A 24157-nucleotide genomic window follows, 5' to 3' on the forward strand; every position below is an offset into this window, starting at 1 on the left:
TCCGCAATAAACATTTCCGTATTTTTGCGTTATGGAAACATTGTTACAACAGATAGAGAAATATAAAACAGAGATCAAAGATTTTGTTGCTCAAAAATCAGATGAGGTAGAGAGTTTCAGAATAAAATATTTAGGTACCAAAGGTTTGGTGAAAGAAGTGATGGGTGAAATGAAAAATGTAGCTGCTGATAAGAAACGGGAATTTGGCCAGCTACTGAACGAATTTAAATTATTTGCAGAAGCCAAATATGATGAATTAAAAGCAACAACAGGCAATGAACAACTGGCAATGGATAGTTCAATTGACTTATCACTTCCGGCCGATCCGCTACCGCTGGGTTCAAGACATCCGATCAGTTTGGTTCGAAATCAAATCGTTTCTATTTTTCAAAGATTGGGATTTGCCGTGGCAGAAGGACCTGAGATCGAAGATGACTGGCACAATTTTACTGCATTAAATTTACCCGAAAATCATCCTGCACGTGATATGCAGGACACCTTCTATATCTCACAAAACCCCGATTGGCTTTTGCGTACACACACCAGCAGTGTGCAGGTACGTGAAATGGAAAAAGGAAATTTACCAATAAGAATTATTTGTCCGGGTAGAGTATACAGAAATGAAACGATCAGTGCCAGGGCCCATTGTTTTTTTCACCAGGTAGAAGGACTATACATTGCTGAAAATGTTTCATTCGCCGATCTGAAACAAACACTTTACTTTTTTGTACAGGAAATGTTTGGAAAAGATGTAAAGGTTCGTTTTCGTCCTAGCTATTTTCCTTTTACAGAACCCAGCGCCGAAATGGATATCAGTTGTTTGATCTGCGGAGGCAGTGGTTGCAACGTGTGTAAAAAAACTGGTTGGGTAGAAATTTTAGGCTGCGGCATGGTGCACCCTAATTTATTAGAGAATTGTGGTATCGACAGTACAAAATATACCGGCTTTGCTTTTGGCATGGGTGTAGAAAGAATTACAATGCTTAAATACCAGATCAAAGACCTGCGATTATTTAGTGAAAATGACGTAAGATTTCTGAAACAATTTACCTCTGCCATTTAGATTGTTTTAAAAAACAAAATTTGTTTACCTCCCAAATCGGGAGGTATTTTTTTGCCTTTTGTCCCAAAAAGTACACTAAGTAATGTTACGAACTAAATCTCTAAAAGAATGATTATCAATTAAATATAAAAAAGAAAAAAAATATAAAAAAAACGTGTATTTTATACACGTTAAATTGGAATTTCGTTTTATATTTGTTTCCGTCTACCCATAAAAACGATTGCTATATATCCAAATAGATTGCCATCCTGTATCCTGCGTTTAACGACAGACTATTGCTAGAATTATTCTAATTTTTAATATACAAATTAATTATACAGAAAATCAACAAATTAACTAACGGTTATGTGTAGTTGATATTTGTATATCTAAGACAATTTAAACCTGAATCTAAAACGATAAACTTGTATGCATATGAAAAGAGTACTACCTATTTTTCCCGAACAAAGTAAGATTGTTGCCTCCATTATGAGAACGGCTTTAACTGTTTTTATAATGTTACTTTTTATCAATGGAGCTTATGCTCAGCCAAAGTTTTACAACTTCGGGAGTTATGTTAACCAATCGGGAACAGGCGGAAGTTCGCCATATCCCTTTGAAGCAGTCGCTTTCTCAAGTTATAAACTGGTATTGCAAAATACCGGTAGTGGTGATCAGTATTTTAGATTTAGAGACAATGCAAATAGCACAGATAGACAACCTAATGCAAACGGAGACATATTGCCGACAAATACTGCCACAACCTACACCTCTATAAACAGTGGGGCCAGCAATGCATGGAGAATAAGTGTTTCCAGTAGCACTGATCGATATATTTTTAAGACTGACGCAGGTGTTACAAAACTTGCTGTTTTCAGATTACAGGCACAGGGAGCTACAGCAATACCCAGCGTAAGTAGCCATACAGTAGTAACAGGTGTTACAGCTAATCAAAATGTAACAATTACAGCAACACTTTCGGGCACTTTTGTTACTGGTCAGGCAGCTTATTTAAGATATGCATCCGGTGCTATCTCAAGCGGAAATGGTACTATAGTGAAAATGACTCGTTCAGGAACTTCCGTGACAGCCACTATTCCGAGTAGTGTCAATACAGGAGGTGCTACTATTAATTATTACATGTTTACATCTGGAGATTTTGACGGATCAAGCGGAACAAGCGGAAGTACTGTCATGACAAATGCTGATGCAGATCTATATACAATCAATGCACTATTTGCGTCTGGGACAACTCCTTATCAGTACACTGTTGCAGTAGGAGCCCCTGCGGCCCCAACAATTAACTCAATTACTCCAAGCAATCAAACGTTATCTGTAAACTATACAGCTGGTTCCAATGGAGGTGCCGCAATAGATTTTTACAAATACTCTTTGGATGGAGGAACATTTGTATCAACGGGTAACACAAACAATCCAATAGTAATTTCAGGATTAAATAACGGACAAACTTATGGTGTGAGAATTCTTGCACACAACTCTGCCGGAGATGGAACGGCTTCAGCATCAACAAATGCTACACCTGCTACAACAGCCTCAGCTCCTACCATTACAAGTATATCTCCGGGAAATACACAAATTGTTGTAAACTTTAGCGATCCATCCTCAAATGGAGGAGCTGCCATAACTAATTATAAATATTCTCTTAATGGAGGAGCGTATGTAGCAGTTAGCCCTTCTGCTACAACAAGCCCGATCACAATTACAGGATTAACTAATGGGACATCCTATTCTGTAACATTAAAAGCTGTAAATGCTGCAGGAGATGGGACAGCCTCCAATTCTTTGTCAGCAACGCCGGTTGCAACACCAAAATTCTATAATAGTAATTATACCAACCAATCGGGAACAGGAGGATCAGCTACTTATGGTCCTGGTTATCCATTTGAGGGCCCCGCCTTTTCAAACTATAAAATTGTAGTTTCAAATGTCAATATTCAAGATAATTTTTTCAGATTTAGAGACGCCGCAAATACAACAGACCGACAACCAAGTGTTGATCAAACTGTTATGGCAACTAATACATCATCTCCAATAACTGCCATAACAAGCGGTTCAGGTAATGCATGGAAAATAAATGTATCCAGCAGTACAGACAGATATATTTTTAAAACTGATGCCGGCGTCACAAAGATCGCTGTATTCAGATTACAAGCACAGGGCACTACAGCAATTCCAAGTGTTAGTAGCCATACCCAGGTTTCGGGTATAACAGACAATCAAAGTGTAACTATTAACGCTACACTTTCAGGAGCCTTTGTAACAGGGCAAGCTGCTTACGTAAGATACTATGCAGGTACAATCGATGATACACATGGCGCAGTTGTAAAAATGACACGTTCCGGAACAAATGTAACGGCAACTATTCCGGGTTATGCTGCAGGCACTACTGTTAATTATTATTTATTTACTTCAGGTGATTTTGACGGATCAAGCGGAACCAGTGGAAGTACAGTTATGGCAAATGCAGATGCTGATCTTTATACAATAAATGCATTGTTTGCATCAGGTACAACTCCATATACTTACACAGTTACTGCTACTACACCTTCGGCACCATCAATAACATCTATAACCCCCGGAGATCAAACATTATCAGTTGCATATACTGCTCCAAGTTCTAACGGAGGTGCAACAATAACTAATTACAAATATTCATTAGACGGAGGTGCTTTTATTTCAGCAGGAACAGGGAATCCGATCGTAATATCAGGTTTGACAAACAATCAAACTTACAGCGTAAGAATTCTTGCCACCAACTCAGCTGGTGATGGAACACCTTCAAATGCAGTAAACGGCACACCATTGGCTGCACCTGTTGCTCCCGACGCTCCAACAATCAATAGCATTACACCAGGTAACCAAACCTTATCTGTAAACTTTACTGCTCCGGTATTTAATGGCGGCGCTACAATAACTGATTACAAATATTCATTAGACGGAGGAACTTTCGTTTCAGCCGGAACAAGTAATCCCATTGTAATTACCGGATTAACTAATGCGCAAACGTATAGTGTAAGAATACTTGCACATAATTCTGTAGGCGATGGCGCTCCGTCTACTGCTGTAAACGGTACACCTGCAACAACTCCGGGTGCACCAACCATAACCGGAATCACTCCTTCAAATACATCTCTTTCTGTTGCATTCACTGCTCCGGGATCTAATGGAGGTTCGGCTATAACAAATTACAAATACTCCCTTAATGGAGGCGCTTATACAGCAGTTAGCCCTGCATCCACTTCCAGCCCGATCATAATAACCGGGTTAACGAATGGAACTTCCTACTCTGTAACAATAAAGGCTGTTAATGTTGTAGGAGATGGAACAGCATCTAATTCTTTATCTGGCACTCCTACAAATTTGTTCGTTTCTACCTCAACAGGCGGTACATGGACCTCGGGTACCAGTTGGGTTGGTGGTAATGCTCCAACCACAAGTAGTGATGTGCAAATTGTAAATGGGGCTACTGTTACCGTAACTTCAAACTTTACGCAAACAGGCACTATCACTGTTGACGCTGGAGGTACACTCGCTGTGACTGGCGCCACACTTAAAACCAGTGGCAATGTTACAATCAATGGCACATTCCAGGTAAATGCAAGTGGTGATATTGATGGAACTTCTACCGGAACATGGACTTATGCGGCTACAGGATCAACACTTGTACTAAACAGATCATATAGCGTAAATAACGGAACGGGCGGGTTGATCTTTTGGCCTACTCCTGGCGGAAGAAGACCATATAATATTTCATTGATCGGAGGTACAGTTACTTACAATGATGGGCCAAATACAACTATTGATGGTACATTAAAAATATCCGCATCAAATTTCCAAAATAATAATAGCCATACACATACAGTAAATGGAACCTTAGAGTTAGATGAAACAGGTACAATTAACAACGCTGGTTATATTATTTATGGTGCTGCCTCTACCTTATATTACAATAAAACAGCCTCATATGTAGTAGGCCCAGAATGGTCTACCGGAACAGGTGCTGTGGGGCTAAATCGTCCTTTCAATGTTAAGATCGGAGGCTCAGGAGCAATAACAATCAGTAATGCAAGTGGCTACCAGGTTGGCGGTAGATTCATTATCGAAAATGGTGCCACTGCAATATCAGCAAATGGCCTAACTATCTCTGGTAACGATGTAGATGCCTCAAATAATAGCTGGCAAAATAATGGCGGTACTTTCACCGGCACAGGTGGCACTGTAACTTTTAATGGCACAGGAAATCAAACAATTAAAAAATCAACTGCTGAATCATTCAATAATTTAGTGGTGAATAAAGCTTCCGGAAATCTTCAGCCCGGGGTTGATATATCCATTGCTGGAGATTTAACCGTTACCGCTGGTAACATACAAAATGCATCAGGCTCTGGTAAAAAAATTACTATGACCGGTTCTGCGCCAACAATATCTGTGTCTGGTTCCATCACTGGAGCTTACTCAGGATCTGCCGGTAACGACATAAATCTTGAATATACCAATTCAACAGGAACCTTAACCGTATCCGGAGCAGGCTCTCTTTGTAATTTCTTAAATGCAACCTTAACTAACACCGGTGCAACACTTACATTGGCTCGTAGTTTCGAAGTATTATTTGGTGCATTCACTGTAAATGGCACCTTAAAAATTAACGCAGGAGGTTCCGTAAGTTCTGCAACCAACGCGGTGCCGCCAACTTATGGCAGCTCATCTAAACTTTTATACAACTCAGGAAATTCTTACAATAGAGGATTTGAATGGACAACAGCTACTAGCGGTGCAGGTTATCCGAATGATGTACAAATTTCTAATCCTGGCACAGTAACTACATTGAACATGTTATCTACGTATGCTCAATGTTCGGGCAATTTAACAATTGATGCCTCTACAACATTAAATACTACAAGTAATATATTGAATGTTTTGGGTAATGTATTAATCAACGGTGGTATAAACCTTAATGGAGATGTTAAAACAAGTGGAAACTGGACTGTTGCCGCTACTTCAGGTACAAACGGAACACAACCATTTACGGGATACCAAATAAATAACTCAAAAGCTGTATTCTTTAACAAAGCTGCCACAGATCAAACCATAACTAAAACAGCTAATGGCAACGTGTTCTTTGATTATCTTATTATTGACAAAGCCACCAGTGGCAACGTTGTGATCAACAATTCGCCGGCTACAGACATTGTTATTAACAGTACGATTGGTAGTGTTTTACAATTAAACAATACCGGTGGTTTAGATTTAAATGGCCGTTCAATTACATTAAACAATACCGGCGGGGCCATCTATGTGAATGGTAATCGTTCAATTACTTCTTCTCTTACTGGTGGTAAAATTGAGATCAATCAATACAAAGTAATTGCTAATAATAATGGAACTGGTAGATTGAATATTGGTCAGAATGTAACTGTCAATTTAAATACAAATGGTAATCTTGATTTCGGTAATTCTAATGGTGCTATTACCACTCTTGATGGAACATTGTCAATCAATAGTACAACCAGTTGCTTTGTAAATACCAATCCCCCAATTTATGGAAGTAACTCTTTATTGAAATATAATTCGGGAGGTATATATAGCAGGGTTGCAGAGTGGAATAGCAATTCCGGCGCAGGTTATCCGAATGATGTACAAGTTTCAAATAGTACAACATTGAATTATCCTAATAGTATTATTGATAATCAAACAAATTTATCATTAGCCAGAGATCTGACAATAGATGCAGGAGCTGCATTCTATATGGATTATGGAGCAGGGATTTCAAGCGGAGCTGTTACCGTAGGACGTGATATAAATATTGCCGGAAATCTTTCACTAGGCGATGATGTAGGTGGTGATCTTTTTGTTGGTCGTAACTGGACTCATACTACGGGAACCTTTGCTCCTAACAGCAGGTCTGTGAAGTTTACCGGTGCAACAGGAGATCAGACTATAACAAATGCCAGCGGTGAAACATTCGCATACATGACAATAGATAAAGCTACTTCAGGCAATGTGATCATAGCGAATAACATTACAATCAATAACACTTTAAGATTAACAAAAGGTATTCTTGATGCGTTGACAAATAATAAAGTTGTCATCATGGGTAGTGGCGGTAGTACTATAACAGCCTCTAATTTATCACATATAAAAGGTAAACAACAATACCCAATCGGCACAGGCAGCACTACAAGAATCTTCGACATTGGCGATGGTACAACTTGGGCTCCTGTAACCACCGTACATTCATCTGTAACCGGCGCAGGTACACTTACAGCCAGTACAACAGCAGGCGAACATAGCAACATAGCTACATCTATCATTAATGCTTCTAAAAGTGTAAACCGTACCTGGACATTAACTAACGCCACTACTTCAGGTGGTACTTATTCAGCTACTTTTAATTTCGCAGCTAGCGATGTGGATGGTAGTACTAATACAAATAATTTTGTCGTTGGCAGATACAATTCGGGATGGACAACTCCTTACCCTACAGTAGGAACCAAAACCGCTACATCAACACAAATAACCGGTGTTAGTTCAACTAGTGACGGAAGTTTTGCTGTTGGAGAAATAATAACTTACACAATCACTTCTTCTGCAGGAGCTAACGGAAGTATATCTCCTAATGGTGCTACAGTGAAAAACTATGGTACCAGTCAGGCATATACGATAACACCTAATACAGGTTATCATGTAAATGACGTATTGGTAAACGGTGTTTCTGTTGGTGCGGTATCTGCTTATACTATCAGCAATGTAAGAGGCGATTCTTCTATTAGTGCAAGCTTTGCAATTAATACCTATACCATCACTTCTTCTGCCGGAACAGGGGGAAGTATATCTCCTGACGGTGCTACCGTTAAAAACTATGGCACCAGTCAGGCATACACGATAACGCCTAACACAGGTTATCATATAGCTGATGTGTTGGTAAACGGTGTTTCTGTTGGTGCGGTATCTTCTTATACTATCAGCAATGTAAGAGGTGATTCTTCTATTAGTGCAAGCTTCGCAATTAACACCTATACCATCACTTCTTCTGCCGGAACAGGAGGAAGTATATCTCCTGATGGCGCTACTGTTAAAAACTATGGTACCAGTCAGGCATACACGATAACACCTAATACAGGCTATCATATAGCGGATGTATTGGTAAACGGTAATTCTGTTGGTGCGGTATCTGCTTACACTATCAGCAATGTAAGAGGCGATTCTGCGATCAGTGCAAGTTTCGCAATTAACACCTATACTGTAACTTACGACGGTAATAATAATACCAGTGGAACAGCACCTGTTGATGCAAGTAGTCCTTATAATTATAATTCTACAGTAACAGTAAAAGCGAATACAGGTAACCTGGTAAGAACCGGATATGTATTTGCTGGTTGGAATACAGCAGCTGATGGTAACGGTACTGATTATGCCGCAACCGGTAGTGTTACTTTCTCTTTAGGCGCAGCCAATGTGGTATTGTATGCTAAATGGAATACTTGCACCGGCTATACTTTCACCGGAGTTATCGATAACGACTATACTAAACCAGGCAACTGGCAGTGTGGTATTGTTCCTCCTGCAAGCGGAGCAGTAACGATCGCAAACGGTTCAGGTAAGGTTAGATTAACCTCTAACTTAGATGTTACCGGTTCCTTGGACTTCACCAATACGGTTGACACGTTCATCATTGGGCCAGGTGTAAGATTAACCGCCAGCGGTTCAGGAAGCATTAACTTCCACGACAATGCGGTGTTAATTAAATCAGACGCAACCGGAACAGGTTCTATCGGTCAGATAACGGGAACTTTATCAGGAACAGCAAATGTGACTGCTGAACGTTATATCCGTCAGAATACGTACAGAGGCTGGAGATTACTGGCAGTGCCGGTAACTACTGCAGGCCAAACGATCCGTCAGTCATGGCAGGAAGGAGCGACTACCTACACAGCCGATCCTAACCCGGGCTTTGGTACCCGTATCACAGCCAGCACTACTAATGCAGTAGCGAACGGTTTTGATGCACAGACATTTGGTAACTCCTTGTTACAATATACAGGATCAAGCTGGAGTGGCTTTACAGGCAGCCTGTTAACCACCAAGGTATCAAGAGGTACAGCGGCGGATGCATGGATGTTATATGTAAGAGGTGACAGAGGCGTTGATACAGCAGGAGTGATCACGGCACCGACACAAACAGTGTTGAGAGTGAAAGGTCCGTTGTACACTGCCCCTTATCCGACAGTAACTATTCCTGCAGGCACCAATGGTCTTGTAGGTAATATCTTACCATCAGAAATAGACTTTACATTACTCAACAGAGGTGGCGGTGCAGACAATGCCTTCTACCTGTGGGATCCACAGTTATACGGTTCATATGGTTTGGGCGGTTATCAAACCTTCAGTGCCAATACCCCAATACCTTGGAAACCTGTACCGGGCGGAGGCAGCTATGGCAACACCCCAAGTTCTAAGATACAATCAGGTTTAGGCTTCATGGTACATGCATCAGGTTCAGACGGAACGATCCAGTTGACCGAAGCTTGTAAAACAGCAGGCAGCAATGTAGGTGGCAGTGGCTTCAGACCGGCATCACCAACAGCAGCGATACCATATCTTGAAACCAACCTGTATGCAGCATCAGGCAACACATACTACCTGGCAGATGGTAATATCGTAGGCTTCGATGATTCTTATTCAAATGATGTAGACAACAAAGACAATATTAAAGTACAAGGCTTTGGTGATGGTATCGGTATGGTAAGAGGTTCTTATGTATTGAGTGCTGAACAACGTAAATTAATTGTAAGTGGTGATATGATCCCTTACAGAATGACAAACCTTAAGAAACAGGCGTATAAATTAGAGTTCACGCCAAGTGGTTTGGATAATGGAGCTACTAGTGCAATACTGGAAGATAAATACCTCAATACATCTACACCATTTGATTTAAGTACTACCTCTTCCGTAGTGTTCAACGCAGACCCTGCAGTGGCAGCATCGTTCACCGACAGGTTCCGTATCGTGTTCAGCACACCAACACCGGTAACTATTACCAACTTAAATGCACAGCAAAAAAATACTGCAATGCAGATAGATTGGAAAGTAGCGGTAGAAAGCGGTGTTAAAGAATACGCAGTAGAACACTCAACCGACGGCGTTAACTTTACACAGGTAGGAATGGTAAGTGCTTCAGCCAACAATGGCGGATCAGCTACTTACAGCCTTACTGATGCCAACCCTGTTGCAGGAACTAACTACTACAGGATCAAGACAGTAGATCTGTCAGGAGTAGTTAAATACACTACAGTGGTAAGAGTGGTAATGGGAGCAGTTAAATCATCGATCGAATTGTCTTCAACAGTTATCACGAACAACCAGGTTAGCCTGCAGTTGAACAACCAGGATAAAGGTCGCTATGGTATCCGTCTGATCAGCAGTGTTGGTCAGGAACTGATGACAACAAACTTTACGCATAATGGCGGAAATAGCACACAAGTTGTATCTTTGCCGTCAGTTGTAAGTAAAGGACTGTATCAATTGGAGATCACCAGACCAAACGGTGCTAAGCTGATCGAAAGAATAGTAGTGAACTAAAAAACAACCCAAAATACAGTCAAAACAATTATTTTTGAACTCTTGAAATAAAATTATAAAAAATGAAAATTCAGTTAAAGACATCATTATCAGGTATCGCAAATCGGTTGTATCCGATGTTGGTGATGGTGATAGTATTCATGATGCCGGTAGTATTATTTGCTCAAAATCCCGATGACAACCCGGGAGGTAATCCTGATTACCGTCCACCTGCAGTACCATTGACTCAGTGGATGAGTATTGGCTTGCTTGCAGTAGGTTTAGGTTTAGGTATATGGGCAATTAAACGCAGGAATGCAAAAAAAAAAGAAATGATACCACAAACGGTGGTACACAATAATTAATATTTCGATCTTACTAAATTAAAAGCACCTCTCTATAAAGGAGGTGCTTTTTTTATCCCCTGCCTGACTAAAATCATCTGCCAATGGCTGATTATTAAATACCGTTTATCCCATTGATATTAGTTTAGTATTTACCGATAGATTATTTTTGTTATATGCTACGTAAACTATTCTTTTCTTTATTTATTATAGCAATGTGCCATTCAAGCATTGCACAACAAAAATGGGATCTGCGAAAATGTGTTGATTATGCGCTGGCTAATAATATTACCGTTAAGCAAACATATATTCAAAGTAAGATATCAACCTTACAATATAATCAAAGCAAACAAGGACAATTCCCCACATTAAATTTCAGTGGTTCGCCAAGTTATAACAGTGGCCGCAATCAGGATCCAACTTCATTTAGCCTGATCACTCAAAGTTATTTATCTGCCAATATGCAACTGCAAAGCAGTGTTGATATTTTTAACTGGTATAGTAAACAAAATACTATCGCTGCAAATAAATGGGAGGCCGAAGCTGCCAGGGCAAGCACAGATAAACTAAAAGATGACATTGCTTTAGCCGTTTCAAATTCATACCTGCAAATCCTTCTTACAATGGAGCAGGAAAAAATTGCAAAAGTCCAGTTAGAGCAAACGCAGCAGCAATTAAAAAATACCCGAAAATTAGTTAATGCTGGCTCACTGCCGGAATTAAATGCAGCAGAATTGAAAGCACAGGTAGCCAGAGATAGTTCAACAGTTGTTAGCGCAAAGGGGAATGTAGAACAAGCTATGCTTAATCTTAAAGCATATATGTCGCTGGATGCCGCAACACCTTTCGAGATCGTAGCTCCTCCGGTAGAATTTATACCGATAGAAAAGATTGCAGACCTTCAACCGGAAAACGTATATGCATTAGCGATAGCAAATCTTCCTCAGCAAAGAGTAAATGATTTTAAATTGAAAGCTGCTCAAAAAAATTCAGCTTCGGCAAAAAGTAAAATGTACCCAACCATTGCTGCATTCGCAAGTTTGGGTAGTGGATATAATAGCAGAGCACAGGAAATAACCGGAGTCACCCTTATCAATGCTCCTATTGGCAAAGTAAGTATAAGCGGTACTGATTACAGCGTTTACCCCTCACAACCATACTCGTCTTATAATTATAGCAAGACCAAATTTTTCAGGCAACTGGATGAAAATTTCCGTCAATCAATAGGACTTAGTTTAAGTGTACCTATTTTTAACGGAGGCAATCTGCGTACAAATTGGGAACGCAGCAAACTCACTGTAAAAAATCTTGAACTGCAAAAAGAAGCAGACAATCAAAAGATCAAACAGGATATTTATCAGGCATATAATGCAGCTATCGTGGCAATGGAAAAATTCAACGCTTCTAAAAAAAGTGTTGAGACGGCTGAACGCAGTTATTCATACGCACAAAAAAGATATGACGTTGGTATGTTGACCACTTTAGAGTTAGTTACCAATCAGAATAATCTTTTAAGAGCAAAATTAGAATTGGTACAAAACCAATTTGATTATGTTTTTAAAATGAAAGTATTGGAGTTTTATAAAGGACAGGGGTTGAAGTTGTAGGTTGGAAGTTGAATAAAGATCAAATGCTGGTTACAAAAAATAAATTAAAGTTTTATGAGTAAAAAAGCTAAATGGATAATTGGTAGTTTAATCGGATTGGTCCTTTTAATGATCGGTCTAAAAATGACCGGCGTGTTTGGAAAAAATGAAGGCATAAAAGTAACAACCGAGAAAGCTCAAAAACGAGACATCACGGAAATCGTGAATGCCAGCGGAAAAATTTATCCCGAAATCGAAGTAAAGGTTAGCCCCGATATAAGCGGAGAAATTACAGAGCTAAATGTACAGGAAGGCGATACGGTAAAAAAAGGACAAGTGCTTGCCCGTATATATGCAGATATTTATGACATTCAGCGCAATCAGGCAGCTAGCGGCGTTGCACAAACTGAAGCACAGGCGGCTAACACTCGTGCAGCAGTTGATGCACTTAAAGCACAGTTAGAACAGGCACAAAAAACATACAACATGCAAAAAGTGTTGTTTGATGATAAAGTGATCAGTCGTAATGAATTTAATGTTGCGGAAGCCAGTTTCAAAACTGCACAGGCTAATTACAATGCAGCATTGCAAAATATTAAAGGCGGATATGCTTCCATACAAAGTGCACAGGCCAATTTAGCAAAGGCCAACAAAGACCTCGGAAGAACGGTTATCGTAGCACCAATGGATGGTGTGGTAAGTTTATTAAACGTAAAAAAGGGAGAGAAAGTTGCAGGCAACAGTTTTAACGTAGGAACAGAAATGATGCGGATTGCCGATATGCAAAAAATTGAAATAAGAGTTGATGTGGGTGAAAGTGATATCCCAAAAGTACATTTGGGTGATAGTGCTATTGTTGATGTAGATGCATATAGTGATAGAAAATTTAAAGGTATTGTAACACAAATAGCCAGCAGCAATAATGGTGCTACTACAGCTTCTGTTACAAGCAATACAAGCTCTGATGTAACTAATTATAAAGTTTACATTCGTTTGTTACCCGAAAGCTACACCGATCTGTTAGGAAAAGGATCATTCCCATTCAGACCTGGAATGAGTGCCAGTGCAGATATCAGAACAAAAACACATACTAATGTATTGAGCGTGCCTATAAACGCCGTTACCACAAGAGAGAAAACTGACAGTAGCAAAAATGAAAGACCTAAAGAAGCTGCCGCCGCCGCCTCAGATGATTTAGATGTAGTGGTATTTGTTATTGATAAGGAAGGACTTGTAAAGAAAGTAAAAGTAAAAACAGACATACAAGACATCAATCATATTGAAGTGACAGAAGGGTTAAAAGAAGGAGAGCAAGTGATCACAGGGCCGTACGATGTTATCAGCAAGCAACTCAAAGAAAAAGATAAAGTAAAAGTAGTGGAGAAAAAAGACCTCTTTGAAGCCAAGAAATAAATAGTAACACGCTTTAAAAAAAGCTGATCCCAATAATAGGATCAGCTTTTTTCATTTTCGGCAGGCTGCAAAAACATAAAATGTAGTACCTTGTAAGCAGACTCTCTACACTCACTGCTACTTCCAGATGAAAAGAATACATACAATAAGACTATTACTGATCATTCTCTTCTGTTGTATATCTTACAATGTTACTCTTGCACAGCAATCACTTTTAGTTAATTTAGGAAGTAATACTTGTGCAGACCCGCTTTCTCCTGCATTTTCAATCGTCAGCAACCCATTTGGAAGTTCATCTGTTTTGAACAATTGTGATCTAAAAAACCAAATACCCGACTACAACAATACATTCATTGCATACAACCCAAAAGACAACAAGATTTATGTAAACGATGTACGATTCAGCCCTAACTCAAGAATATGGGTATTAGACGTTGGACTGCCTAATAATATTATTTGTCCGGCAACGATACCCGTCGACCCAAACTTTACACCCACTTATTCTGTAAATAATTTTGAGTTCGACAATAGTGGTAATCTCTGGACATTACGTAATTACAACAAAACCGAAGGCACCTGTATCATGGATCAATATGATATCATGACAGGTAATATTCTTGCATCAAAAACACTTCAGTTTTCTGCAGGAAATTTCCCCTCTGATATAGGTAATGGAGACCTGTGCATTTTACCAAACGGAAGATTATTCACTACCCTGGGCAGAGACTCTTCAAAATTTTACGAGATCACCAATTATAATGGTGGCTCAGGAAATGCAACCGGAACATTTCTACATACAATGCCCAAAAACTGTTTTGGTATAGCTTACCTGAATGGCAAACTGGAAATAACCGGAACCAACTCAACCGACTCCTGCTATTATTTTGATTATGATATCGGGAGTAATATATTAGGCGGTCTAAAAAATTTTCAGAATGGATTAGCTCCAATCGATAATACAAGTATTTCACCTGTAGTAGGTACTACAAAAAGATTAGTCGGAGCAACAAAATTATCAAATAATTCTTTTGAGCTGACCTATGAAATATATTTACAAAATCTGGGCAATGTTATTTTGAATAATATCAATATTACAGAAGATCTGGGAAAAGTATTCGGAGCTGGTAATGTAAGTAATGTAACAGCAAATTTTATTCCCGGGTTCAATACACCTGGCCTCCTTCTTAACAGTTCTTATAACGGAATAACAATAACTGATTTGTTAGCGCCAAATCAGCAATTAGCCAACCGCACCTCCCCTTTGGAGAATTATTTTACTAAACTTGAAGTGACTTTTACGGCAAGCAACTTAACCGCTAACCAGATCTATTATAACTCAGCCATTGCAACAGCTAATATCAGCAGTGATAGCGGACCTATCAATATTATTGATTCATCAAATAACGGAACACCGGCCGTGGTCGATCCTAACCAAAATGGTATCGCCAATGAGTTGGGAGAAAATGTACCAACTCCATTCAGCTTTGGGCTTGTTCCGGTAAAATTCATGTACAACTATGCGGTTGAAAAAAATAGAATGGCATTTCTTGAATGGAAAGTTGCCACTCCGGTAATTAATGCTAATAAATTTATAATCGAGATAAGTAAGAACGGTACTACATGGCAATATGCCGGTGAAGTGGTGATTGATGAACCGAATCAAAGTAATTATCAATTCACTTATCCATATTCATTTTCAGGTAATGTTTTTTACCGTATAAAAGAAATAGACAAAAATGGGCTTTCGATATACAGCACCATAATGAAGTTAAATAACGGCACAGTTACTGACTTTCAGATCTATCCAAACCCTGCCAGCAATTTTATACAAATCATTTCATCAAATAATTCTTCTGGTAAAACCAGTGTTGAATTATACGATGCCGTTGGAAGAAAATTATCAAGACAAATAATAGTTGATAGAATGATAAAAATAAATACTACCAACTTACTCGAAGGAGTATATATGATCAAGCTGCTTAGTAATGGAAATACACAAACGCAGAGAATAATAGTAAAACACTAAGGAAATAGTTTTTCAGCAATCGCCACGCTTTCAGGCTTCCCTACATCTACCCATTTATCACCCGTATGATTGAAACCTAAAATGGTATTATCCTTTGCCAGATCGAGATACGTTTCAGTAAGCGAAAATTTTCCTGTTTGTTTGATAAGAGAAAACACGGCTGAATTAAACACCGCTACGCAGCTATATGCCTTTTCCCGGAGATCGGGTTTTGAGATAGCTATTTTTTCTTCTTTAGTAATATTATTTCTCCAACCACACAAACGATTACTCTTATCAAATAAAAAATTACGTGAGGTCAATCTATCAGTGATACCGAAAGAGATCAACGGATTGTTTTCGATATGAAAAGCTATTAATTTATTCAGATCAAGATCTGTCAGCACATCTACATTTAGCGTAATAAAAAATTCATCGTTTTCCAACAAATGTCTTGCTTTTAATAAGCCTCCGCCTGTTTCCAATACTTCCTTGCTCTCATCACTGATAGCAATATTACTCCCCCATCCTCCATTTGCATTGATCGCATCTATGATCTGATCAGGAAAATGATGAACATTTACAACCACATCTGTAATACCATATTGTTGTAAGTATTCAATATTACGTTGTAATAAAGATTTGCCATTTACAATAGCAAGCGCCTTTGGATGTGAATCTGTCCAAGGCTTAAAACGTGTACCTAATCCTGCAGAGAAGATGATTGCTTTAAAATTGTTCATAGTTCATAGTTCATAGAATTACATAGAGTCCCTCAACTTCGTAATCATTTTGCACAATACTTCATACTCATCGTAGTATTTTTTGAAATTTTCCTCACTAATATATTTCCTGGATTGAGCAATGAATAAACAAGAGACTACTTCTATTGCTGATCTCAATCCTATTCCTAAAAAGCGTTTAAATTCAGGCTTAGATTGCCCCGTACTACCCTCTGCAATATTTAAAACAACAGAGTCTGCTGCTCTTTTCATTTGAGAAGACAAACTATATAGCTCTTCTTTTGGAAACGGTTTTACCAACAAATCAATTTCATTGCTTAATCTCAGTGCTAATTGCCAAACTTTTAATTCTTCGAATCTAAATGCCATTTTTAAAGATAATGAGTTTACTATGAACTATCAACCATGAACTATGATCATAACTCTCTCCTCCAGTTTTCTTTATTCATGTGATTCAATTCAATTTTTACATTGAATTTATTTTTTAAATGTCTTGCTACCTGTTCAGCAGCATACACACTTCTATGTTGACCGCCAGTACAACCGAAATTGACCATTAAACTTTCGAAACCTCTTGTGATATAATCTTCCACAGCAATATCTACAATATTGTAAATGCTGTTTAAGAAGTCTGGCATTTTTGTTTGTTGTTCTAAAAAATCTTTCACGCCCTTATCCAAACCGCTTTGCGTTTTAAATTCATCAATTCTCCCGGGATTTAAAATACCTCTCATATCAAATACAAATCCTCCGCCATTTTCTGTTTCATCTTTGGGATAACCTGTTTTCAGGTAAGAAAAACTATTGATCTTCACCACCAGTGGAGTGGCCGCTGTAGCCTTTGTTGGTTGAAATCTTTTTACAATATCATCCTGGATGATTATTTGCAGTAATCGTTCAAACTCAGGAAGCACAATACCCACATGCTTATTGAATAAGAACCATTTTAAATTATGTAATGCCAATGGAATGCTTGTTAAGAAATGTGCCTTGCGTTCAAACAATCCTCTAAAGCCATACGCTCCCAACACCTGCAATAAACGTATCAACACATACCCATTGTATTGCGCCTCAAAACGACTTTTATCTATCGGCTTTTGTACAATTTCTTCAACGCAGCTAATATAATATTGTAATAACTTATTTTTCCATTCATCGCTTAACTCTGCTTTGGCTTGCCATAACAAACTTGCCACGTCATATTGCAAAGCACCTTTCATACCTCCCTGGTAATCGATGAAATAAACTTCTTCATCTTTTACCATCACATTCCTGCTCTGAAAATCACGGAACATAAAATATTTATGATCAACATGACTTAAGTAAGTACTCAACGCATCAAAATCATCAATGAGTTTTTCTTTATCGTAAGGAATTTTTAAAGTATCAAGAAAATAGTATTTAAAATATAACAGGTCGGCAATGATAGCCTGCTTACCAAATTCTTTACTCGTAATACACAGATCATAATCCAATCCTTTATCTCCGTTGATCTGCAGATTAGCCAATTGCTTCAGGCTTTTTTGATACAACGCATATACTTTATCAGTATGCCCGATGGTTTCTAACTCATGTAATAAAGATGCATCACCAAAATCCTGTTGTATATATATAGTAGCGTCATCATTCACGGCATAAATTTCCGGAACAGGACAATGGGCATTTTTAAAATGTTTGCTAAAAGCAATAAACGTATTGTTCTCTTTTATATTGGTATTGTAAGTAGCAATAAAATTCCCTTTATCTGTAATCAACCTGAAATAGATCCTGTCGCCACCGCTCTGAGGTAATTTTTCAATGATAGTAATAGCCGCATCACTGTACTGACTGAATAAGGCTTTAATGTTATCTGTTATCTGTTGCATATTATGTGGGCAAAGATAGTCAAAACGAAAAAATTTAACGGAGATTCACAGCAAATAGAATAATGCATCGGTTCGAAATATAACATAATGTAGAATTACCAATGTTCAGTTTACAGTAGTACAAAAGTTTAATCAGGGAACCAACCCCAAAACGGGATGTAATCGTTTTGGGGCGGCTTTGGTGCCTGTCCCGATTATTTCGGGAGTTACTTTTTTTTTCACAAAAAAAGTAACATAAGAGTATCTGCGAATAGAATGTTTAAAAATGACACATCACTCCCCGCTTATCTCATCTCTCCTTTTTCTAAACTTCTTCGGATCCGTTCCATCCATCTGCACAATTGCAGGTGGCATAAAGATTCATAGAAAGTGCTTATTAAAAATAAATGTTTATTCTCTCCATCTGTTCTAAATAAAACATAATGTAGAATTACCAATGTCCAGTTTACAGTAGTACAATAGCCCAATCAGGGAACCAACCCCAAAACGGGATGTAATCGTTTTGGGGCGGTTTTTTTGCTTACTTTTTTTCCGCAAAAAAGTAAGATAAGAAGAACTCACTCTCCACTAATCTCATCCCTCCTCTTCTTAAATTTCCTCGGATCCGTTCCATCCATCTGTACAATAGCCGGATAAAATCTCCCCAACACATCCACCAAAGTATTTTGACAGGCCATCACTTCATTAATATCCTTATAAGCAAAAGGCGCTTCATCCAAACCACCACCGATCAGTTTTACACCATGTGCTTTCAATTCATTCTTCAATGCTTCATGAGTAATATTAGCCAGTGCTTTGCTTCTGCTCATTTTTCTTCCTGCTCCATGAGATGCAGAATTCAAAGAAGTTGGTTCACCTTTACCTTTTACAATAAAGCCCGGTGCAGTCATAGAGCCGGGAATAATTCCCAATACATCCTTGCCTGCCGGTGTAGCACCTTTCCGATGTACGATCACTTCTTTGCCTTCATACATTTCTTTCCATGCAAAGTTGTGATGGTTCTCTACTCTTGCAATTGGTTTCTCTCCAATCGCTTTTGCAATTTTTGCATGTATGGTATGATGACAAGCACTTGCATAGTCTCCCGCCAAATTCATAGCCAGCCAGTATTCCATACCTTCTTCAGTATCCAGATCCAGCCATGCTAAATGTTTAGCTTCTTTTGGCAACACAGTTTTTTGCATCGCAATTTGTGTGTAGTAGTTGGCAATATTTGCGCCCAACCCTCTGCTACCACTATGGCTCAACAAGCCAACATAATTACCAACTGCCAATCCCATCGGATTGTCAGCATCAGTAATTTCCACTTTCCCAAACTCTACAAAATGGTTACCACTACCGGAAGAGCCTAACTGCTTCAACGCTTTATGTTGTAATGATTGCAAGAAATTTATTTCTGAAAATTCTTTTCTGTCCAGTACTTCATGTTCAGTTCTTTCAGCAAATTCTCTGCCTGCACCAAACAATGTATTGGCTACTAACTCTCTTTGAAAATAGGCTTCTTTCTTTTTCAAAGCATCCGGTTCAATCGCAAAAAAGCTCAAACACATTCTGCAACCAATGTCTACACCCACTGCATACGGAATGATGGCATTATCTGTTGCCAACACACCACCAATCGGTAAGCCATAGCCCTGGTGGGCATCAGGCATTAACGCACCGGCCACTGCCACTGGCAATTTCGCTGCGGTTTGCATTTGCAATAAAGCACCTTCTTCAATATGTTTGGCACCGAATACATTGTATGCCACACTATTTTCATTCAACGGAATTTCTGTAGTTTCTTCTATTACAGGTTCAATTAATTTTTCTGCAATTTTAGATAACACTTCATCCGCCAGATAATTTTCCGGAGTAGCTAATACATCTTTTAATATTTGCAATGCTTCTACTTCTGTATGATGTTTAAAGTGTGTGCACATGGCATGCATGGCCACACTTACCACCGGCCCTTCTTCGTAGCCGATAGCCCGGATCTGTTTACCGGTTAATTTTAATTTGCTCATTTTATTATATTTTATTTCGCAAAGTGCACAAAGTATACACAGAGCGAACCCGAAACCTTGTTCGATTATTTTTTTTTATTAATAGTTAGAAAATATACTCAACATGAATGCGGGTATCCTTGTAATCCTTTAATCCTGTAAATCCTGATGCAGACAATCCTTCGTCGTTGTTGGTCGCCTGACCAACAACATTCGCTCGGTTAAAAGCTCAATAAAGGTATGCCGTACAAGTGAGTGACACAACGATGTTCATTAGCAGCACTAGAGCTTGTTACAAAAGTTATTACAGCTTTAAATTAACTAAGTTGTCGCTATTTATAGCACAAGTGTTTTCACTTTGAGCAAAATAGTTTTCACTTTGAGCATATTACTTTTCATTTTTTACAATGGCGTTTTCTCTTTTTGCACTAGCCATTTCACTATTTTCAATGTCTATTTCACTTTTGACACAGTATTTTTTACTTCTTATAAAATCTATTTCACTTTTTCTACCACCTGTTTCATTTCTCACACCATACACCTCATTTCTCAAATCATACATCTCACTTTTAGCACCGTCGCTCTCTCATTTTTCTCCCTATATAAACAAAAAACATCCGGCACCGGAAAATAGTACCGGATGTATATTTTATTTCTGCGGCACAAAGATCTGCTTCAACTGATCGATCAAAACGCCATTACCATTTACGCTGATGTTGCTGATCTTGTCGGCAATTTTTTCTACGTATTCCATCTCTTTCAATTTCCACAACATGGCATTGTCTTCCATCAATTTTGCAGTGTTCAACAAGCTACGGGTGCTGGCAGTTTCTTCTCTACGCATAATGCTGTTGGCCTGTGCGTTCTTTTCTGCTACCAACACTTTGTTCATGATGTCTTTTACATCGCCTGGCAAAATGATATCACGGATACCGAAACCATTTACGCTAACACCCAATTCGTCAGCAGCAGTTTTTACTGCTTCCAAAATGAATGGAACGATGGAATCTTTTTTCTCCAACAATTCATCAAAAGCCAAACCTCCCACATACTCACGCAATGCCAACTGGAAAGCCATATACAACTGACGTTCGTAATCTTTGTTTTGCAACACAGCTTTTTCTACATCTGCTACTTTGTATTGGGCATAACCGTTGATACGCAATGCAGCTTTATCTTTGGTCAATATCTCCTGACCATTGATCTCTATTTGCTGCATACGGATATCGATCACACTCATTACGATAGAGATGTTATTCTTCCACCAGAAGTAAATACCTGCTGGCAAAATTTGTACATACTTTCCATCAATATACACCACGCCTTTTTCAAAGTTTGCCACATTGAACACACGTACGTATGGTGCTACCAAAGGGTTCTGCAACACAGCACGACTGATGTTTTCAGTGATCTCGATCTTGCCGATATCTGCTTTAATGAAATCGAATTGATTGACTTCGCTCTTCCAATAAGCATAACGACCGGCAGTCAACACTTGCTTCAACAAACCGTTTTCATAACGCAACGCAATTTCATTGTCATTTACTTCAATCACCTGCAAAGCATTTGCCAATGCAGCATCTTGCAATAAAATGTTTAATTCTATTGGTGCAATGAAGGGTTTAGTTACATCATATATCATTGCGGTTTCTCCAAACCACAACCAATAGTTTCCTTCAGTCAACATTTTTTTGTACACGCTATTTTTAAATACCAAGGCTACCTGGTAGGCGTTGATCATGATTTTTTTCATTTGTTCTATTTTAAAATTTTTTAATTTTTTTAAATAAAGCTTGGCTTGTTTGCCATCCGTTAATTACGGAAGCTGATTTCAAGGGTGTTCATTTATCCGTTTCGGCAATACCTCATTTACTACACGTGTGTAATAAAATATTATTGTTGAAATGAAAAAACATTCACACTGTTTACATCCGCTTGCTGGTTCTTTTCAGATTTTTGTATTACAACTTTAAAAAAACTGCAATGCAAAAGGCAAACAAGCTTTGCTTTACTTCTTTCCCTATTTTTTTAGAATAGTGTTTTTCTACATTACCAATTGTAGCGTTCTTCCATTGAACTATCCATCGCTGTCGATGAAGCAGGAATCGAACCTGCACTGATTGTCTACTGTTCTAACCGCTGAACTATCACCGCTTAAGGTGAAAGGGATTCGAACCCTTGACCCGTAGGTTGTGGAGGACACCGCTCTATTGCCGCAACAGCATACAGATGGTTACTACGTCTGCACTATGGTGTTATTAAAAACACACATCCGGTTTGCTGATAACAGGCAAATGCCCTTCTTGTCGTAAAACAAGCTTTTGTGTTGATTGTCATCAACAATATTTTAATTCATTGCGACTTCATTTCTTCTAAAACCCATTACTTCCACTCTTTCTGGTTTATATTCCTTTTCATTTGGATTCGCAATTTCTGCTATGGTCATCGGCTTTGTAATGACATTACTAAACCCAAAATGATCACTCAACTTTTGCGCCTTATCAATTCCTAATTTTCCGAATTCATATTTTGCAATCAATCTTCCTTTACGCATCAATGCACTATCTACAAGTGTTAGCGAATTGTTGAATGTGCAGATCAACTGTACATTTAAAAAATCTGCCAATAGTCCATCCGAAATATTCAACAGGTTTGATACGGATGACCCGTTACTTAGTTTTCTATCCATGATGATGTTTTCAGCATCTTCAATTATCAACACTGTATTCGGGTTATCTATCAATAACTCAACAAACTCAGGATTCATAAGGTTATCAGCTACCGTTGGTGATAAGAATAACACACGCTTTTTTATTTTACCTATCAAATGACGCAGGTAAGTTGTTTTGCCTGTACCGGGTAATCCGTGTAGCAATACAATCCCTTTATCTTTTTTAGCATTGAGTCTTTTACGTATCACTTCGTCTGTTTCTTTAAAATCATCCTCATAAAAAAGATCCAGATCCAGTTTCGTTCTTTTGATCTCCATTGCCTTCAGATCGAGCCCTCTGCCATTACGTACAATAAGGTTTATCTCCAATGGCTGACGTCTTTGTTTTTCTTTAAATTGATTTACCAGGTCTGTCAGCTCCTGTACAAAAGCATCTTGCTTGCCATCGTGCAATATTTCGCAATAGTCATCATCAAATTCCAGTAAGCAATTATTTTTTAAAATGATCACTGTTTTATCGAACTGATATCTTTTCTTTTCTCTTTTATACCATCTGTACTGATGCACATGAGAGATAAGTTCTCTGTTTTTTTCTTTAAATACGTCGAATGCTTTTTCCCCATCAATGTTGTTTACAAAACTTAAACTCGGCAGTTCGTTGAAACAATACAGGTATAATATTTTCGTATCCAAAAAACGATCATCAAACACATTGTTTGCATTGATAACTTTCTGGTTAAATAAATTGTCCATTTTATTTGTTTTTAATTTTAATTAATTATTCTTTCTTACACTTTGAATAACTAATTCATTACACGAGTGAACATATTTTTAATTTTTAGTTTTTTTGTGGTGCTCCAAGGAATTGAACCTCGATCTCCGGGATTTCACTCCGGCGCATATATGCCATTCTGCCAAAGCACC

At 38.4% G+C, this 24157-nt stretch carries 13 protein-coding genes and 2 tRNA genes; 6 read left to right on the forward strand and 9 right to left on the reverse strand.

The annotated features are described in order from the left end of the window. Positions 1-31: 31 nt before the first annotated feature. The 6 genes from pheS (at position 32) to LK994_RS03410 (ending at position 15990) form a co-directional block, all read left to right on the forward strand. Positions 32-1063 (forward strand): phenylalanine--tRNA ligase subunit alpha, encoded by a 1032-nt coding sequence (gene pheS / locus LK994_RS03385; protein WP_229761480.1) that lies wholly within the window; start codon positions 32-34, stop codon positions 1061-1063. A 414-nt stretch (positions 1064-1477) separates the two neighbouring features. Beyond that, positions 1478-10642 (forward strand): beta strand repeat-containing protein, encoded by a 9165-nt coding sequence (locus tag LK994_RS03390; protein ID WP_229761481.1) that lies wholly within the window; start codon positions 1478-1480, stop codon positions 10640-10642. 62 nt (positions 10643-10704) lie between these two features. Further along, positions 10705-10986, forward strand: a complete 282-nt coding sequence (locus LK994_RS03395; protein ID WP_229761482.1) for a hypothetical protein — start codon at positions 10705-10707, stop codon at positions 10984-10986. A 155-nt stretch (positions 10987-11141) separates the two neighbouring features. Beyond that, positions 11142-12572, forward strand: a complete 1431-nt coding sequence (locus LK994_RS03400; RefSeq protein WP_229761483.1) for a TolC family protein — start codon at positions 11142-11144, stop codon at positions 12570-12572. Between the two features lie 54 nt (positions 12573-12626). Beyond that, positions 12627-13964: an efflux RND transporter periplasmic adaptor subunit gene (locus LK994_RS03405; protein ID WP_229761484.1), complete on the forward strand. Its 1338-nt coding sequence runs from the start codon at positions 12627-12629 to the stop codon at positions 13962-13964. Positions 13965-14091: 127 nt separating this feature from the next. Beyond that, the gene (locus LK994_RS03410; protein WP_229761485.1) at positions 14092-15990 is read left to right on the forward strand and encodes a T9SS type A sorting domain-containing protein; all 1899 of its coding nucleotides are present in this window, start codon (positions 14092-14094) and stop codon (positions 15988-15990) included. On the opposite strand, the gene LK994_RS03415 is transcribed toward LK994_RS03410, so the two are convergent. From LK994_RS03415 to LK994_RS03455, 9 genes are all read right to left on the reverse strand, one after another. After that, on the reverse strand, positions 15987-16712 hold the full coding sequence (locus tag LK994_RS03415; protein WP_229761486.1) for a nucleotidyltransferase family protein: 726 nt from the start codon (positions 16710-16712) through the stop codon (positions 15987-15989). The two genes, LK994_RS03410 and LK994_RS03415, sit on opposite strands and share 4 nt — an antisense overlap. A gap of 18 nt (positions 16713-16730) precedes the next feature. Then, positions 16731-17081, reverse strand: a complete 351-nt coding sequence (locus tag LK994_RS03420) for a four helix bundle protein (protein WP_229761487.1) — start codon at positions 17079-17081, stop codon at positions 16731-16733. A 47-nt stretch (positions 17082-17128) separates the two neighbouring features. After that, positions 17129-18577 (reverse strand): RapZ C-terminal domain-containing protein, encoded by a 1449-nt coding sequence (locus LK994_RS03425; protein ID WP_229761488.1) that lies wholly within the window; start codon positions 18575-18577, stop codon positions 17129-17131. 557 nt (positions 18578-19134) lie between these two features. Then, positions 19135-20583: an RtcB family protein gene (locus LK994_RS03430; protein ID WP_229761489.1), complete on the reverse strand. Its 1449-nt coding sequence runs from the start codon at positions 20581-20583 to the stop codon at positions 19135-19137. Between the two features lie 367 nt (positions 20584-20950). Then, complete coding sequence (locus LK994_RS03435; protein WP_229761490.1) at positions 20951-21094, reverse strand: hypothetical protein; 144 nt, start codon at positions 21092-21094, stop codon at positions 20951-20953. Between the two features lie 117 nt (positions 21095-21211). Continuing rightward, the gene (locus LK994_RS03440) at positions 21212-22315 is read right to left on the reverse strand and encodes a slipin family protein (protein WP_229761491.1); all 1104 of its coding nucleotides are present in this window, start codon (positions 22313-22315) and stop codon (positions 21212-21214) included. A gap of 337 nt (positions 22316-22652) precedes the next feature. Continuing rightward, positions 22653-22715: transfer RNA gene (locus LK994_RS03445), tRNA-OTHER, on the reverse strand. A 194-nt stretch (positions 22716-22909) separates the two neighbouring features. Next, positions 22910-23986, reverse strand: coding sequence for an AAA family ATPase (locus tag LK994_RS03450; protein ID WP_229761492.1), 1077 nt, complete (start codon positions 23984-23986; stop codon positions 22910-22912). 97 nt (positions 23987-24083) lie between these two features. After that, positions 24084-24157 (reverse strand) — tRNA-Phe (locus tag LK994_RS03455).

This window comes from Ferruginibacter lapsinanis (assembly GCF_020783315.1).
Taxonomy (GTDB): domain Bacteria; phylum Bacteroidota; class Bacteroidia; order Chitinophagales; family Chitinophagaceae; genus Ferruginibacter; species Ferruginibacter lapsinanis.

Excerpts from the sequence above, each read along its gene's own strand:
- pheS (WP_229761480.1), top strand. The coding sequence starts at position 32 with ATGGAAACATTGTTACAACAGATAGAGAAATATAAAACAGAGATCAAA.
- LK994_RS03390 (WP_229761481.1), top strand. The coding sequence starts at position 1,478 with ATGAAAAGAGTACTACCTATTTTTCCCGAACAAAGTAAGATTGTTGCC.
- LK994_RS03395 (WP_229761482.1), top strand. The coding sequence starts at position 10,705 with ATGAAAATTCAGTTAAAGACATCATTATCAGGTATCGCAAATCGGTTG.
- LK994_RS03400 (WP_229761483.1), top strand. The coding sequence starts at position 11,142 with ATGCTACGTAAACTATTCTTTTCTTTATTTATTATAGCAATGTGCCAT.
- LK994_RS03405 (WP_229761484.1), top strand. The coding sequence starts at position 12,627 with ATGAGTAAAAAAGCTAAATGGATAATTGGTAGTTTAATCGGATTGGTC.
- LK994_RS03410 (WP_229761485.1), top strand. The coding sequence starts at position 14,092 with ATGAAAAGAATACATACAATAAGACTATTACTGATCATTCTCTTCTGT.
- LK994_RS03415 (WP_229761486.1), bottom strand. The coding sequence starts at position 16,712 with ATGAACAATTTTAAAGCAATCATCTTCTCTGCAGGATTAGGTACACGT.
- LK994_RS03420 (WP_229761487.1), bottom strand. The coding sequence starts at position 17,081 with ATGGCATTTAGATTCGAAGAATTAAAAGTTTGGCAATTAGCACTGAGA.
- LK994_RS03425 (WP_229761488.1), bottom strand. The coding sequence starts at position 18,577 with ATGCAACAGATAACAGATAACATTAAAGCCTTATTCAGTCAGTACAGT.
- LK994_RS03430 (WP_229761489.1), bottom strand. The coding sequence starts at position 20,583 with ATGAGCAAATTAAAATTAACCGGTAAACAGATCCGGGCTATCGGCTAC.
- LK994_RS03440 (WP_229761491.1), bottom strand. The coding sequence starts at position 22,315 with ATGAAAAAAATCATGATCAACGCCTACCAGGTAGCCTTGGTATTTAAA.
- LK994_RS03450 (WP_229761492.1), bottom strand. The coding sequence starts at position 23,986 with ATGGACAATTTATTTAACCAGAAAGTTATCAATGCAAACAATGTGTTT.